This is a genomic window from Catelliglobosispora koreensis DSM 44566 (assembly GCF_000379685.1).
Lineage (GTDB): Bacteria > Actinomycetota > Actinomycetes > Mycobacteriales > Micromonosporaceae > Catelliglobosispora > Catelliglobosispora koreensis.
This window is the reverse complement of record NZ_KB903250.1, coordinates 444,304-458,731: the sequence shown is the minus strand read 5'-3', so window position 1 is coordinate 458,731 and position 14,428 is coordinate 444,304. Positions and strand designations below refer to the sequence as shown.

At 64.0% G+C, this 14,428-nt stretch carries 14 protein-coding genes and 1 pseudogene; all 15 read left to right on the top strand.

All coding sequences use genetic code 11. From position 1 onward, the window contains the following. The first annotated feature begins 4 nt into the window (after positions 1-4). The 15 genes and pseudogenes from A3E1_RS0109305 to rpsC all read left to right on the top strand — a co-directional run bounded on the left by A3E1_RS0109305 (position 5) and on the right by rpsC (position 14,426). Positions 5-3,874, top strand: a complete 3,870-nt coding sequence (locus A3E1_RS0109305) for a DNA-directed RNA polymerase subunit beta' (RefSeq protein ID WP_020520489.1) — start codon at positions 5-7, stop codon at positions 3,872-3,874. Between the two features lie 65 nt (positions 3,875-3,939). After that, the gene (locus tag A3E1_RS0109300; RefSeq protein ID WP_020520488.1) at positions 3,940-4,263 is read left to right on the top strand and encodes a hypothetical protein; all 324 of its coding nucleotides are present in this window, start codon (positions 3,940-3,942) and stop codon (positions 4,261-4,263) included. 21 nt (positions 4,264-4,284) lie between these two features. Further along, positions 4,285-4,875: a DUF4190 domain-containing protein gene (locus tag A3E1_RS0109295; protein ID WP_157631413.1), complete on the top strand. Its 591-nt coding sequence runs from the start codon at positions 4,285-4,287 to the stop codon at positions 4,873-4,875. Between the two features lie 430 nt (positions 4,876-5,305). After that, the gene (rpsL, locus tag A3E1_RS0109290; protein ID WP_020520486.1) at positions 5,306-5,683 is read left to right on the top strand and encodes a 30S ribosomal protein S12; all 378 of its coding nucleotides are present in this window, start codon (positions 5,306-5,308) and stop codon (positions 5,681-5,683) included. After that, positions 5,683-6,153, top strand: coding sequence for a 30S ribosomal protein S7 (gene rpsG, locus A3E1_RS0109285; protein ID WP_020520485.1), 471 nt, complete (start codon positions 5,683-5,685; stop codon positions 6,151-6,153). The genes rpsL and rpsG overlap by 1 nt, the downstream gene beginning before the upstream one ends. Positions 6,154-6,190: 37 nt before the next feature. Further along, the gene (gene fusA, locus A3E1_RS0109280; protein ID WP_020520484.1) at positions 6,191-8,287 is read left to right on the top strand and encodes an elongation factor G; all 2,097 of its coding nucleotides are present in this window, start codon (positions 6,191-6,193) and stop codon (positions 8,285-8,287) included. A 99-nt stretch (positions 8,288-8,386) separates the two neighbouring features. Continuing rightward, complete coding sequence (tuf, locus tag A3E1_RS0109275) at positions 8,387-9,580, top strand: elongation factor Tu (RefSeq protein ID WP_020520483.1); 1,194 nt, start codon at positions 8,387-8,389, stop codon at positions 9,578-9,580. A gap of 336 nt (positions 9,581-9,916) precedes the next feature. Beyond that, positions 9,917-10,225: a 30S ribosomal protein S10 gene (rpsJ, locus tag A3E1_RS0109270; protein WP_007073037.1), complete on the top strand. Its 309-nt coding sequence runs from the start codon at positions 9,917-9,919 to the stop codon at positions 10,223-10,225. Positions 10,226-10,236: 11 nt separating this feature from the next. Continuing rightward, the gene (gene rplC, locus A3E1_RS0109265) at positions 10,237-10,899 is read left to right on the top strand and encodes a 50S ribosomal protein L3 (RefSeq protein WP_020520482.1); all 663 of its coding nucleotides are present in this window, start codon (positions 10,237-10,239) and stop codon (positions 10,897-10,899) included. Next, a complete protein-coding gene (gene rplD, locus A3E1_RS0109260; RefSeq protein ID WP_020520481.1) occupies positions 10,896-11,546 on the top strand; it encodes a 50S ribosomal protein L4 in 651 nt (216 codons plus the stop codon). Before rplC ends, rplD begins: the two co-directional genes overlap by 4 nt. After that, positions 11,543-11,845, top strand: coding sequence for a 50S ribosomal protein L23 (rplW, locus tag A3E1_RS0109255; protein WP_020520480.1), 303 nt, complete (start codon positions 11,543-11,545; stop codon positions 11,843-11,845). Before rplD ends, rplW begins: the two co-directional genes overlap by 4 nt. A 15-nt stretch (positions 11,846-11,860) precedes the next feature. Beyond that, positions 11,861-12,700, top strand: a complete 840-nt coding sequence (rplB, locus tag A3E1_RS0109250) for a 50S ribosomal protein L2 (protein WP_020520479.1) — start codon at positions 11,861-11,863, stop codon at positions 12,698-12,700. Between the two features lie 14 nt (positions 12,701-12,714). Then, the gene (rpsS, locus tag A3E1_RS0109245; protein WP_020520478.1) at positions 12,715-12,996 is read left to right on the top strand and encodes a 30S ribosomal protein S19; all 282 of its coding nucleotides are present in this window, start codon (positions 12,715-12,717) and stop codon (positions 12,994-12,996) included. A gap of 30 nt (positions 12,997-13,026) precedes the next feature. Then, a pseudogene (rplV, locus tag A3E1_RS39585) lies at positions 13,027-13,482 on the top strand (50S ribosomal protein L22); the annotation flags it as partial. Between the two features lie 113 nt (positions 13,483-13,595). After that, positions 13,596-14,426 (top strand): 30S ribosomal protein S3, encoded by an 831-nt coding sequence (gene rpsC, locus A3E1_RS0109235; RefSeq protein WP_020520476.1) that lies wholly within the window; start codon positions 13,596-13,598, stop codon positions 14,424-14,426. Positions 14,427-14,428 lie beyond the last annotated feature (2 nt).

Here is a 14,428-nt window from a genome sequence, read left to right as displayed (position 1 = left end):
GTAAGTGCTTGACGTCAACTACTTCGACGAGCTGCGGATCGGCCTCGCTGCCGCTGAGGACATTCGCCGCTGGTCGCACGGTGAGGTTAAGAAGCCCGAAACCATCAACTACCGAACCCTGAAGCCCGAGAAGGACGGACTCTTCTGCGAGAAGATCTTCGGCCCTCAGCGGGACTGGGAGTGCTACTGCGGTAAGTACAAGCGCGTCCGCTTCAAGGGCATCGTGTGTGAGCGTTGTGGGGTCGAGGTCACACGCTCCAAGGTGCGGCGCGAACGTATGGGCCACATTGAGCTGGCCGCTGCTGTCACGCACATCTGGTACTTCAAGGGAGTGCCGAGCCGGCTGGGTTACCTGCTGGACCTCGCGCCGAAGGACCTAGAGAAGATCATCTACTTCGCGTCCTATGTGGTCACGAGCGTTGACGCCGAAGCGCGTCACCGCGACATGACGACGATCGAAAACGAGATCTTCGCGGAGAAGCGTCAGGCTGAGAACGCCCGTGACGCTGAGGTTGAGAAGCGCGCGGTCAAGCTCGAAGCCGACCTGGCTGAGCTCGAGACCGAGGGTGCCAAGGCCGACGTGCGGCGCAAGGTCAAGGAAGCTGGCGAGCGTGAAATGCGCCAGATCCGCGACAAGGCGCAGCGTGAGATCGACCGGCTTGACGAGGTGCTCGACACGTTCCGCAAGCTTGACTCCAAGCAGCTGGTTACTGACGAGCTGCTTTACCGCGAGCTGCGGGACCGTTTCGGTGAGTACTTCACCGGTGGCATGGGTGCCGAGGCCATCAAGGCTCTGCTGGCCAACATGGACCTCGAGGCTGAGGCCGACTCGCTGCGGGAGACCATCCGCTCGGGTAAGGGTCAGCGCAAGCTGCGTGCCCTCAAGCGCCTCAAGGTCGTGGCCGCGTTCCTGTCGACCGGCAACTCGCCGCTCGGCATGGTGCTCGACTGCGTCCCGGTTATCCCGCCGGACCTGCGGCCGATGGTTCAGCTCGACGGTGGCCGGTTCGCCACCTCCGACCTGAACGACCTGTACCGCCGGGTCATCAACCGGAACAACCGTCTCAAGAGGCTGATCGACCTAGGCGCGCCCGAGATCATCGTCAACAACGAGAAACGGATGCTTCAGGAGGCCGTCGACGCGCTGTTCGACAACGGCCGCCGTGGACGTCCCGTCACCGGCCCGGGTAACCGGCCGCTGAAGTCGTTGAGCGACATGCTGAAGGGTAAGCAGGGCCGGTTCCGTCAGAACCTGCTCGGCAAGCGCGTTGACTACTCCGGCCGTTCCGTTATCGTCGTCGGCCCGCGGCTCAAGCTGCACCAGTGTGGTCTGCCCAAGCAGATGGCGCTGGAGCTGTTCAAGCCGTTCGTGATGAAGCGCCTGGTTGACCTCAACCACGCGCAGAACATCAAGTCGGCCAAGCGAATGGTCGAGCGTCAGCGTCCGGTCGTTTGGGATGTCCTCGAAGAGGTCATCACCGAGCACCCGGTGCTGCTCAACCGCGCGCCAACGCTGCACCGCCTGGGCATCCAGGCCTTCGAGCCCCAGCTGGTCGAAGGTAAGGCCATCCAGATTCACCCGCTCGTCTGCACCGCCTTCAACGCAGACTTCGACGGTGACCAGATGGCCGTGCACGTGCCGCTGTCGGCTGAGGCGCAGGCTGAGGCCCGCATCCTGATGCTGTCCAGCAACAACATTCTTAAGCCCGCTGACGGTAAGCCCGTGACCATGCCTACCCAGGACATGATCATCGGTCTATACCACCTCACGCACCTGCGCGAGGGGCTCAAGGGTGAGGGACGCATCTTCGGCTCCGACGCCGAGGCGATGATGGCCTTCGACGCCAACGAACTGCACCTGCAGACGCCGGTGAAGATCAGGCTCCGTGACGTGACCGAAGTGGACAACGGCACGGGTCCGGCCTGGGAAGCTCCGGAAGGCTGGCAGGTCGGCGAGCCGGTGCTGCTGGAGACGACGCTCGGCCGGGTTCTGTTCAACGAGACCCTGCCCGTCGGCTACCGCTACATCAACTACGAGGTCCGCAAGGGCCAGCTTTCGGCGATCGTCAACGACCTCGCCGAGCGCTACCCGAAGGTCGCTCTCGCCGCCACGCTGGACGCGCTCAAGGAGGCCGGTTTCCACTGGGCCACCTGGTCGGGCGTGACCATCGGTATGGAGGACGTCATCTCGCCGCCGCGCAAGTGGCAGATTCTTGAGCGGTACGAGAAGGAAGCCGACCGGATCGACAAGCAGTACCAGCGCGGTCTGATGACCGTGGAGGAACGGCGCAGCGAGCTGATCGACCTGTGGACCAAGGCGACCACCGAGGTGGCCAAGGAACTCGAAACGTCACTGCCGCAAGAGAACCCGCTATGGCGCATGATCCACTCTGGTGCCCGCGGTAACCTCCTGCAGCTGCGTCAGATCGCCGCGATCCGTGGTCTGGTGGCTAACCCGAAGGGTGAGATCATCCCGCGCCCGATCAAGTCCTCGTACCGTGAGGGCCTGAGCGTGCTGGAGTACTTCATCTCCACGCACGGTGCGCGTAAGGGTCTGGCTGACACCGCTCTGCGTACCGCCGACTCGGGTTACCTGACCCGTCGTCTGGTGGACGTGTCGCAGGACGTCATCATCCGCGAGGAAGACTGTGGCACCGACCGTGCCATCCCGATGACCATCGGGGTGCGCGACGCCGAGGGCACGCTGCACGTTCACGAGCACGCCGAGACGGGAGCGCACGCGCGCACCCTGGCCGACGACGCTGGTGGCGTCACGCGTGGCACCGACCTCAACTCGATCGTCGTCGACAAGCTGGTCAAGGCTGGCGTGGAGACGGTGCGGGTGCGGTCTGTGCTCACCTGTGAGTCCAAGCTCGGTGTCTGTGCCGCTTGCTACGGCCGTTCGCTGCCGACCGGCAAGCTCGTCGATGTGGGTGAGGCCGTCGGTATCATCGCGGCCCAGTCGATCGGTGAGCCCGGTACACAGCTGACGATGCGTACCTTCCACACCGGTGGTGTCGCGGGTGAGGACATCACCCAGGGTCTGCCGCGTGTCCAGGAAATCTTCGAGGCGCGTGTGCCTAAGGGCAAGGCGCCGATCGCGGAGACGGCTGGACGGATTCGCATCGAGGTCGGCGACCGGTCGAAGAAGATCATCATCGTTCCGGATGACGGCAGCGATGAGATCGTCCACGACAAGATCTCCAACCGCGTGCGGATGGAGGTCCACGATGGTGATCACGTCGAGGTGGGCCAGAGGCTGACCGTCGGCACGATCGACCCGCACGAGCTGCTCCGGGTGCTTGGCCCGCGTGCGGTTCAGGTCCACCTGACCAATGAGGTCCAGGAGGTCTACCGCTCGCAGGGTGTAATGATCCACGACAAGCACATCGAGATCATCATCCGGCAGATGCTCAAGCGCGTCACGATCATCGAGTCGGGTGCGACCGAGTTCCTGCCAGGTGTCCTGGTCGACCGGGCGCACTTCGAGGCCGAGAACCGCCGTATCGTCGCCGAAGGTGGCGAGCCTGCGGCTGGCCGTCCGGTGCTGATGGGTATCACCAAGGCGTCGCTCGCTACCGAATCGTGGCTGTCGGCCGCCTCCTTCCAGGAGACGACCCGGGTGCTCACGGACGCGGCGATCAACGCGCGCAGTGACTCGCTCATCGGTCTCAAGGAGAACGTCATCATCGGTAAGCTCATCCCGGCCGGTACCGGTATCTCCAAGTACCGCAACATCCGGGTGGAGCCGACCGAAGAGGCGAAGGCCAAGGTGTACTCGATGACTGCCTACGGCGAGACCGATTACGGTTTCGGCCCGGCAAGTGGTGTCGCGGTGCCGCTGGACGACTTCGATTTCGGGTCGTACCGCTAAGCACGTAACGAACTGATTGGGGTGTGGACAGATAACTGTCCACACCCCACAGTCGTTTATGGATCATGCGGCATCCGGATGACCCTGACGTCGCCCCCGATTCCAAAGCGGCCGCAGCGCTATGCCTTGGCGTGCTTGGTGCCGTCACGGGCTTCGCCCTGGGCGGAGTCATCCCCGCTACCGTCGCTCTGGTGCTGGCGCGTCAGGCCGGCCGCGACATGGATCGCTCTGAAGGCTGGCTAACCGGGGCTACACAGGTGCTCTGGGCGCGCAGGCTGGCTTGGGTAGGTATCGCCCTAGCCGTGTGCTCCGTGGCCGTCATCGTGGCGCTGAGGCTGTTTCAGGACGCCGGTGCTGGTTATCGAGACTTCCCTCCTACGGTGGATTGACGCGCATGCGAGGATCACCTGGTGACGCAAAATCCGCCTGGGGAAAAGCCTTGGGCTGAGCCAACGGCACCGGTTCCTGAGTTTTCGCCAGTCCAGCCGACGTGGCACGTTTCGCAGCAGCCCGGATACCAGCCGCCGCCTGCACCGCCGCCGCCCCCACCAGCGCACGTGCCCTCGTGGCCGTCCGTCGCGCGGGCGCCGGTGCCGGCACCGGTCAGTTATCCCGCACCCGTGCGCATCGAGGCGATGCCGGGCGATCCGTTCGGGGTGGCGATCTTGCCCGGTCCACGGGCTATTTCCGGGGTCGCCATCGGTTCGATGGTGGCGGGGATTGGTTCCTTGCTCGTGGCCATGGTGGTCTGGTGCTTCGGGTTGATGGGCGCGGAGGAGGGCTGGGGTGGCATCGTCTCCGGCGCGTTCTGTGCCCTGTCAGTCCTGCTCGGCGTGGCCGCTTGCGCTCTGGGAGGGTTCTCCCTGCGCCAAATGCGCCGCCAGGCAGGGATGTCCGGCAAGGGCATGGCGATCACGGGGCTCATCTGTGGCGGGGTCGGCATCATCGGGGCGATCTCCGGGCTGGCGCTGGCGATCCTGCTCGCCGCGCAAATGGCGTGATTACCCTCACCGATCCAAATTGCACGTGGGGTTAGCGCAATCACCGAGTAAACTGGCGTCTCAGAGTTGCCTTAACGACGGCTGCAAAGGTTGGCCAAGGCGGGATCGATAGCCCCGTTTTGACCAGCGGGCCGAAGGTTAGGTACTCTTTTCCCTCGTGCCCAGGCATGCCTGGGCTCCTCGTGCGTGCACGACGTACTGATGGGCTGACATCCGCCCTGACCAGGCGTGCAACACGACAAAGACGAAACATCCGACAGCTCGAGCAATCGAGCCGCCGGGCCCGTGTGCCGGACGACACGCCCGACCGCGGGGGTCGGCAAGCAGGTTTCTGCTTGCGGATCACAGCAGTTCGGGCCGCATGTGCGGCCATGGCCAAAAGAAGTTTCGCGGCAAAAGTGCCGCGGGAAGAACAGGGAGCGGAGACCCGGTGCCCACAATCCAGCAGCTGGTCCGTAAGGGCCGACAGGCTAAGACCGGCAAGACCAAGACGCCGGCGCTGAAGGGGAGCCCCCAGCGGCGCGGCGTGTGCACACGCGTGTACACGACTACGCCCAAGAAGCCGAACTCGGCACTGCGGAAGGTCGCTCGCGTCAAGCTGAGCAGCCAGATTGAGGTGACCGCGTACATCCCGGGTGTCGGCCACAACCTGCAGGAGCACTCCATCGTGCTCGTCCGTGGCGGCCGTGTGAAGGACCTGCCCGGCGTTCGCTACAAGATCATTCGTGGTTCCTTGGACACCCAGGGTGTCCGTAACCGTAAGCAGGCGCGTAGCCGCTACGGCGCGAAGAAGGAGAAGAAGAGCTAATGCCGCGTAAAGGCCCGGCCCCGAAGCGTCCGCTCAACGCGGACCCGGTATATAACTCTCCGCTGGTGACCCAGCTGATCAGCAAGATCCTCAAGGACGGAAAGCGTCAGCTCGCTGAGCGCATCGTCTACGGCGCCCTCGAAGGCTGCCGTGAGAAGTCTGGCACCGATCCGGTTGTCACGCTCAAGCGCGCCATGGACAACGTGAAGCCGACCCTCGAGGTCCGCAGCCGCCGTGTTGGTGGCGCGACCTACCAGGTGCCGGTCGAGGTTCGCCCCGCCCGGGCGACCACCCTGGGACTGCGCTGGCTGACGTCATACGCGGTTGCCCGCCGGGAGAAGACCATGATCGAGCGGCTCATGAACGAGTTGCTCGACGCGAGCAACGGTCTTGGTGCCGCTGTCAAGCGCCGCGAAGACACCCACAAGATGGCGGAGTCCAACAAGGCCTTCGCTCACTACCGCTGGTAATCACCAGCTGTGCCAATCTTTCTGAAGGGATCGTAAAGTGGCCGCCGTAGACGCCGCGCTCGCCAAGACTCGCAACATTGGCATTATGGCGCACATCGACGCCGGTAAGACGACCACGACCGAGCGGATCCTGTTCTACACCGGTATCACCTACAAAATCGGTGAGGTCCACGAGGGCGCGGCCGTCATGGACTGGATGGAGCAGGAACAGGAGCGGGGTATCACCATCACCTCCGCTGCTACCAAGTGTGAGTGGAAGGGCCACACGATCCAGATCATCGACACCCCGGGCCACGTTGACTTCACGGTTGAAGTCGAGCGGTCGCTGCGGGTGCTCGACGGTGCCGTAGCCGTCTATGACGGTGTGGCCGGTGTGGAGCCGCAGACCGAGAACGTCTGGCGTCAGGCTGACAAGTACAACGTTCCGCGTATGTGCTTCGTCAACAAGCTGGACCGTACTGGTGCGGACTTCTTCCGCTGTGTCGACATGATGGTCACTCGTCTTAACGCGACGCCGCTGGTGCTGCAGATCCCGATCGGGCTCGAAGGCGACCACATCGGTGTCGTGGACCTCCTGGGCATGCGCGCGCTGACCTGGCGTGGCGAGACCCAGAAGGGTGATGACTACGCGATCGAAGAGATCCCGGCTGGCCTCAAGGACCAGGCTGAGGAGTGGCGCGTCAAGCTGCTGGAGACACTGTCCGAAGCAGACGACGAGATCATGGAGAAGTATCTCGAGGGTGGCGAGTTCACCGTTGAGGAACTCAAGCCCGCGATCCGTCGCGCCACCATCGCTGGCAAGCTCAACCCGGTCGTGTGCGGCTCCGCCTTCAAGAACAAGGGCGTTCAGCCGATGCTCGACGCGGTGGTTGACTTCCTGCCGTCGCCTTTGGACATTCCGGCCATCGACGGAACGTTGATGGACGGTGAGACCAAGGTCGAGCGTCACCCTGACTCGACCGAGCCGTTCTCCGGCCTGGCGTTCAAGATTCAGACTGACAAGCACCTCGGCAAGCTCACCTACGTCCGCGTTTACTCGGGCAAGGTTGAGTCCGGCACCCAGGTCATCAACTCGACCAAGGACCGCAAGGAGCGCGTTGGCAAGATCTACCAGATGCACGCGAACAAGCGCGAAGAGCGCGAGTTCGCCAGCGCTGGCGACATCATTGCCGTGCAGGGCCTCAAGCAGACCACCACTGGTGACACGCTTTGCGACCCGCAGCACCCGGTGATCCTCGAGTCGATGACGTTCCCGGAGCCGGTTATCTCGGTTGCGATTGAGCCAAAGACCAAGGCTGACCAGGAGAAGCTGGGCACCGCGATCCAGAAGCTCGCTGAGGAAGACCCGACGTTCCGCGTCAAGCTCGACGAAGAGACCGGCCAGACCGTCATCAGCGGTATGGGCGAGCTCCACCTGGAGATCCTCGTCGACCGCATGAAGCGCGAATTCAACGTCGAGGCCAACGTCGGCAAGCCGCAGGTGGCTTACCGCGAGACGATCCGCCGCGCGGTGGACAAGGTCGAGTACACGCACAAGAAGCAGACCGGTGGTTCAGGTCAGTACGCGAGCGTGATCATCGGTCTGGAGCCGCTGCCGCTGAACTCCGAGGCGACTTACGAGTTCGCCAACGAGGTCACGGGTGGACGTATCCCGCGGGAGTTCATCCCGTCGGTCGACGCCGGTGCGCAGGACGCTATGCAATATGGCGTGCTCGCCGGGTACCCGCTGGTGGGTGTGAAGATGCGCCTCATCGACGGTAAGTACCACGAGGTTGACTCGTCAGAAATGGCGTTCAAGATCGCTGGCTCGATGGCGCTCAAGGAAGCGGCCCGCAAGGCCGACCCTGCCATCCTCGAGCCGATGATGGCCGTTGAGGTTGTCACCCCGGAAGAGAACATGGGTGACGTCATCGGCGACCTGAACTCACGCCGTGGAATTATCCAGGCGATGGAGGAGCGGGGCGGCGCTCGCGTCGTTCGTGCTCTTGTGCCGCTGTCAGAGATGTTCGGTTACGTCGGCGACCTGCGGTCGAAGACGCAGGGCCGGGCGAGCTACAGCATGCAATTCGACTCCTACGCGGAGGTTCCTGCGAACGTCGCCAAGGAGATCATTGCCAAGGCGACGGGCGAGTAATCGCCCGTCCGCCTCGGCGGTTAAATAAACAGCAAGGTCCTAAAGCGCCAGTTGGCGCCGTCGGGCGTATGAACCAAGACAGTCCACAGGAGGACACCAGTGGCGAAGGCGAAGTTCGAGCGGACTAAGCCGCACGTCAACATCGGCACCATTGGTCACATCGACCACGGTAAGACGACGCTGACGGCAGCTATCACAAAGGTCTTGCACGACAAGTTCCCCGACCTGAACCCTTACACGCCGTTCGACGAGATCGACAAGGCGCCGGAGGAGAAGGCTCGCGGTATCACCATCTCGATCGCTCACGTTGAGTACCAGACCGAGAGCCGGCACTACGCACACGTCGACTGCCCCGGGCACGCCGACTACATCAAGAACATGATCACCGGTGCCGCTCAGATGGACGGCGCGATCCTGGTGGTCGCCGCGACTGACGGCCCGATGCCGCAGACCCGTGAGCACGTGCTGCTCGCCCGCCAGGTTGGCGTGCCCTACATCGTTGTCGCCCTGAACAAGAGCGACATGGTGGAGGACGAGGAACTGCTGGAGCTCGTCGAGCTTGAGGTTCGCGAACTTCTCTCCGCTCAGGAGTTCCCGGGCGACGACCTGCCGGTCGTTCGCGTTTCGGCGCTGAAGGCGCTCGAGGGTGACGCCAAGTGGACCGAGGCTCTGCTCGGCCTGATGGACGCGGTCGACACCGCGATCCCGCAGCCAGAGCGTGAGACCGAGAAGCCGTTCCTGATGCCGGTTGAAGACGTGTTCACGATCTCTGGTCGTGGCACCGTCGTTACGGGTCGTGCCGAGCGTGGCGTTCTCAAGCCGATGGAGGAGGTGGAGATCGTCGGCATCAAGGAGAAGTCGATGAAGACGACCGTCACCGCCATCGAAATGTTCCGCAAGGTCCTCGACGAGGCCCGCGCCGGTGAGAACGTCGGTCTGCTGCTTCGCGGTATCAAGCGTGAAGACGTTGAGCGCGGCATGGTTGTGGTGAAGCCGGGCACGAACACCCCGCACACGGAGTTCGAGTCGCAGGTTTACATCCTCTCCAAGGAGGAGGGTGGCCGCCACACGCCGTTCTTCAACAACTACCGTCCGCAGTTCTACTTCCGGACCACGGACGTTACCGGTGTGGCCACTCTGCCCGAGGGCACCGAGATGGTCATGCCCGGCGACAACGTCGCCCTGACGGTCAAGCTGATCCAGCCGATCGCTATGGAGGAGCAGCTCCGCTTCGCCATTCGTGAGGGTGGACGCACCGTCGGCGCCGGCCGGGTCACCAAGATCCTGAAGTAACACCTAAGGGCGCCTTGCCTCCGGGTAAGGCGCCCTTACGCTGCACGTCTATGAAGTGCGGCACCCTGATTTCACATTGCTGCACCTAGTGCGGCATAATGAACAGGTTGCGTTGCGAACGGCTGTGTTCACTTGCCGTTTCGTGGGCGCCGGGCTCGAATCTTTCGAGACTGGCGCGAGCCTCTGTGATCGGGCGCGACGCCTGCTGAGCCAAGGAATCCGACAAGGGTTAATTCTGGTTCAGCGCGCGACACGCCCGACCGCGGGGGTCGGACAGAGCGGTAGCGGAAAACGCTACCGCTGCAGGTAGCGGCTTGAGAGAAGGAACGAGAAGCGATGGCGGGACAGAAGATCCGCATCCGGCTCAAGGCCTACGACCACGAGGTCGTCGATTCCTCGGCACGGAAAATAGTCGAGACGGTGACGCGGACTGGAGCGCAGGTTGCTGGCCCGGTGCCACTGCCAACGGAGATCAACCGTTTCTGCGTTATCCGTTCGCCGCACAAGTACAAGGACTCGCGCGAGCACTTCGAGATGCGCACACACAAGCGTCTGATCGACATCATCGACCCGACCCCCAAGACGGTTGACTCGCTTATGCGGCTCGACCTACCGGCTGGCGTCGACATCGAGATCAAGCTGTAGGGACCGGACACATGGACAGGCAAGTAAAGGGCATCCTGGGCGCCAAGCTCGGCATGACCCAGGTCTGGGACAACAACAAAGTTGTTCCCGTGACTGTGGTTCAGGCCGGCCCTTGCGTCGTCACCCAGGTTCGCACCAATGAGACGGACGGCTATTCGGCAGTCCAGCTGGCGTACGGCGCGATCAACCCGCGCAAGGTGAACAAGCCCCGTTCGGGCCACTTCGCCAAGGCAGGTGTCGCACCCCGTCGCCACATCGTTGAGCTGCGCACGACTGACGCGGCCGACTACGAGCTGGGCCAGGAAGTCACTGTTTCGACCTTCGCCGCGGGCGAAGCGATCGACGTGACAGGCAAGACCAAGGGCAAGGGCTTCGCCGGTGTTATGAAGCGCCACGGCTTTAAGGGCCTGGGCTCAGCACACGGTGTGGAGCGCAAGCACCGCTCCCCGGGTTCGATCGGCGCCTGCGCCACCCCGGGTCGCGTTTTCAAGGGCGTCCGCATGGCGGGCCGCATGGGTGGCGTGCGCTACACCGCGCAGGGCCTCACCGTCCAGGCTGTGGACGTTGAGAACAACCTGATCCTGGTGAAGGGTGCTATCCCGGGCCCGAAGGGCGCGCTGGTGCTCGTTCGCACGGCTGCGAAGCAGAAGAAGAAGGGCGGTGTGGCGAAGTGACGAAGATTGACGTTATCGACGCCTCCGGCAAGAAGAGCGGCTCGGTTGAGCTGCCCGCCGACATCTTCGACGTGCAGGCCAACATCCCGTTGATGCACCAGGTCGTGGTGGCCCAGCTGGCCGCCGCGCGCCAGGGCACTCACAAGGCCAAGACTCGCGCCGAAGTGGCGGGTGGCGGTAAGAAGCCGTACAAGCAGAAGGGCACCGGCCGGGCTCGTCAGGGCTCGATCCGCGCTCCTCAGTTCACCGGTGGTGGCGTCGTGCACGGTCCCGTGCCGCGCGACTACAGCCAGCGGACCCCCAAGAAGATGAAGGCCGCCGCTCTGCGCGGTGCTCTGTCGGACCGGGCCCGCAACGGCAAGCTGCACGTGGTTTCCAGCTTCGTTGGTGCCGACGCGCCGTCGACCAAGGCCGCCCTGGCTGCCTTGAAGGCGGTTGCCGGTGAGGCGAAGCGGGTGCTGGTGGTGCTGGGTCTTGAGGACGAGCTCAACTGGATCAGCCTGCGCAACCTGCCCCAGGTGCACCTGCTTGAGGCCGGCCAGCTGAACACCTATGACGTTCTGGTCAGCGATGAGGTCGTGTTCACTGCCGACGCGCTGAACGAGTTCCTCGGTATCAAAGCCGTGGAGACCGGAGGGACCAAATGACGACCGTTGCCGATCCGCGCGACATCATCATCGCTCCCGTGGTCTCTGAGAAGAGCTACAGCGAGCTCAACCGCAACTGGTACACGTTCCTCGTGCACCCGGATGCGAACAAGACCGCCATCAAGATCGCCATCGAGCAGATCTTCGATGTCCGAGTCCTGACCGTCAACACGCTCAACCGCGAGGGTAAGCGCAAGCGCACCCGTACCGGCTGGGGTCAGCGGAAGGCCACGAAGCGCGCCATGGTGAAACTTGCCGATGGTGACCGCATCGATGCCTTCGGCGGACCGGTGAGCTGAAGGGTATAGACGAAAATGGGTATCCGTAAGTACAAGCCGACGACGCCCGGTCGCCGTGGCTCCAGCGTCGCCGACTTCGCCGAGGTCACCCGGTCGACGCCGGAGAAGAGCCTGGTTGTTCCGCTGCCCAAGAAGGGTGGACGTAACTCCTACGGCCGTATCACCACGCGTCACCAGGGCGGTGGCCACAAGCGCCAGTACCGTCTTATCGACTTCAAGCGGGTGGACAAGGACGGCGTGCCGGCGAAGGTCGCGCACATCGAGTACGACCCGAACCGCACCGCACGCATCGCGCTCCTGCACTACGCGGACGGCGAGAAGCGTTACATCGTTGCGCCAAAGGACCTGAAGCAGGGCGACCGCGTGGAGTCCGGCCCGGGTGCTGACATCAAGCCGGGTAACAACCTCCCGCTGCGCAACATCCCGGTCGGTACGACCATCCACAACGTGGAGCTGAAGCCGGGCGGCGGTGCCAAGCTGGCCCGTTCCGCAGGCGTCGGCATCCAGCTGCTGGGCCGTGAGGACGACTACGCCACGCTGCGTATGCCGTCAGGCGAAATCCGCAAGGTTGATGTCCGTTGCCGCGCAACGGTTGGCGAGATCGGCAACGCCGAGCAGTCAAACATCAACTGGGGTAAGGCCGGACGTATGCGGTGGAAGGGCAAGCGCCCAACCGTCCGTGGTGTGGCCATGAACCCGGTCGACCACCCGCACGGTGGTGGTGAGGGTAAGACCTCCGGTGGTCGCCACCCGGTTAACCCGCAGGGTAAGCCGGAAGGCCGGACCCGTAAGAAGGGCCAGGCCAGCGACAAGCTGATCGTCCGCCGCCGCTACGCGAACCGCAAGCGCGGGTAAAGGGAGCTAGGAAAATGCCTCGCAGCCTTAAGAAGGGCCCGTTCATCGACGACCACCTGCTCAAGAAGGTGGAAGTCCAGAACGAAAAGGGCTCCAAGAACGTCATCAAGACGTGGTCGCGTCGTTCGACGATCATCCCCGAGATGCTCGGGCACACGATCGCCGTGCACGACGGTCGCAAGCACGTTCCAGTCTTCGTGACGGAGGCGATGGTCGGGCACAAGCTCGGCGAGTTCGCCCTGACCCGGACGTTCAAGGGTCACGAAAAGGACGACAGGAAGAGCCGCCGTCGCTGACGGTGGACCGAAGGATTTAGGGGAAACACGATGCCAACAAAGGAAGCGCAGACCGCGCCGGGTGCCCGTGCGGTTGCCCGCCACGTGCGTCTGTCTGCAACCAAGGCACGCCGTGTGATCAACCTCGTCCGCGGTCTACCCGCGAAGGAGGCTCTCACGGTGCTGCAGTTCGCGCCGCAGGCGGCCAGCGAGCCCGTTTACAAGGTGCTGGCGAGCGCTATCGCCAACGCTGAGAACAACGAGCGGCTCGACCCGGACGCCCTGCTGGTCAGTGCGGCCTATGTGGACGAAGGCCCGACGATGAAGCGGTTCCGGCCGCGCGCCCAGGGCCGGGCTTACCGCATCCGCAAGCGGACCTGCCACATCACGATCGAGGTCGAGGCCGTTCAGGTGAAGGCCCGTCCGAAGAAGACGGTCGCTCCGAAGGCGGCGCCCGCGCCGGTCGAGGAGCCAGCGGCCGAAACCAAGCCGGCCAAGAAGGCTGCGGCTAAGAAGGCGGCTGCCCCCAAGGCAGAGGCTGCTGAAAAGGCTCCGGCGAAGAAGGCCGCTGCCAAGAAGGCGCCAGCTAAGAAGGCTGCCGAGCAGGAGGAGACCGAATAATGGGTCAGAAAGTCCACCCGATTGGGTTCCGGCTCGGCATCTCGACCGACTGGAAGTCCCGCTGGTACGCAGACAAGGCCTACAAGGAGTACATCGGCGAGGATGTCAAGATCCGCCGCATGATGGCCAAGGGTCTTGAGCGCGCCGGTATCTCCAAAGTGGAGATCGAGCGCACCCGCGACAAGGTGCGCATCGACATCCACACCGCCCGGCCGGGCATCGTCATCGGCCGTAAGGGCGCGGAGGCCGACCGTCTGCGCACGGAGCTGGAGAAGCTCACGGGCAAGCAGGTTCAGCTGAACATCCTCGAGGTCAAGAGCCCCGAGTCGGATGCGCAGTTGGTCGCACAGGGCGTTGCCGAGCAGCTGAGTGGTCGTGTGGCGTTCCGTCGCGCGATGCGTAAGGCGATGCAGTCGGCGATGAAGAACCCGCTCGTGCGCGGAATCCGGATCCAGGTGTCGGGCCGCCTCGGCGGTGCCGAAATGAGCCGGACCGAGTTCTACCGCGAGGGCCGGGTGCCGCTGCACACGCTGCGGGCCAACATCGAGTACGGCTTCTTCGAGGCTCGTACCACCTTCGGCCGCATCGGTGTGAAGGTTTGGATTTACAAGGGTGACGCCGTGCCGGGTCGTGAGATCCAGCAGGACGCGGGCCGTCCGCGCCGTGGCGAGCGTCCCGAGCGGGGAGACCGGCCGCGCCGGGGCCGTTCGGGTGCGTCAGGCACGACGGGCGCAGGCACCGAGGCTGGCCGTGCGGCCGCCGCGGAGCTCACCAAGGAAAGCACCGACGCGGTTCCGGCCGCGGCCGCTGCTGAGACGCAGGAGGGCTGACA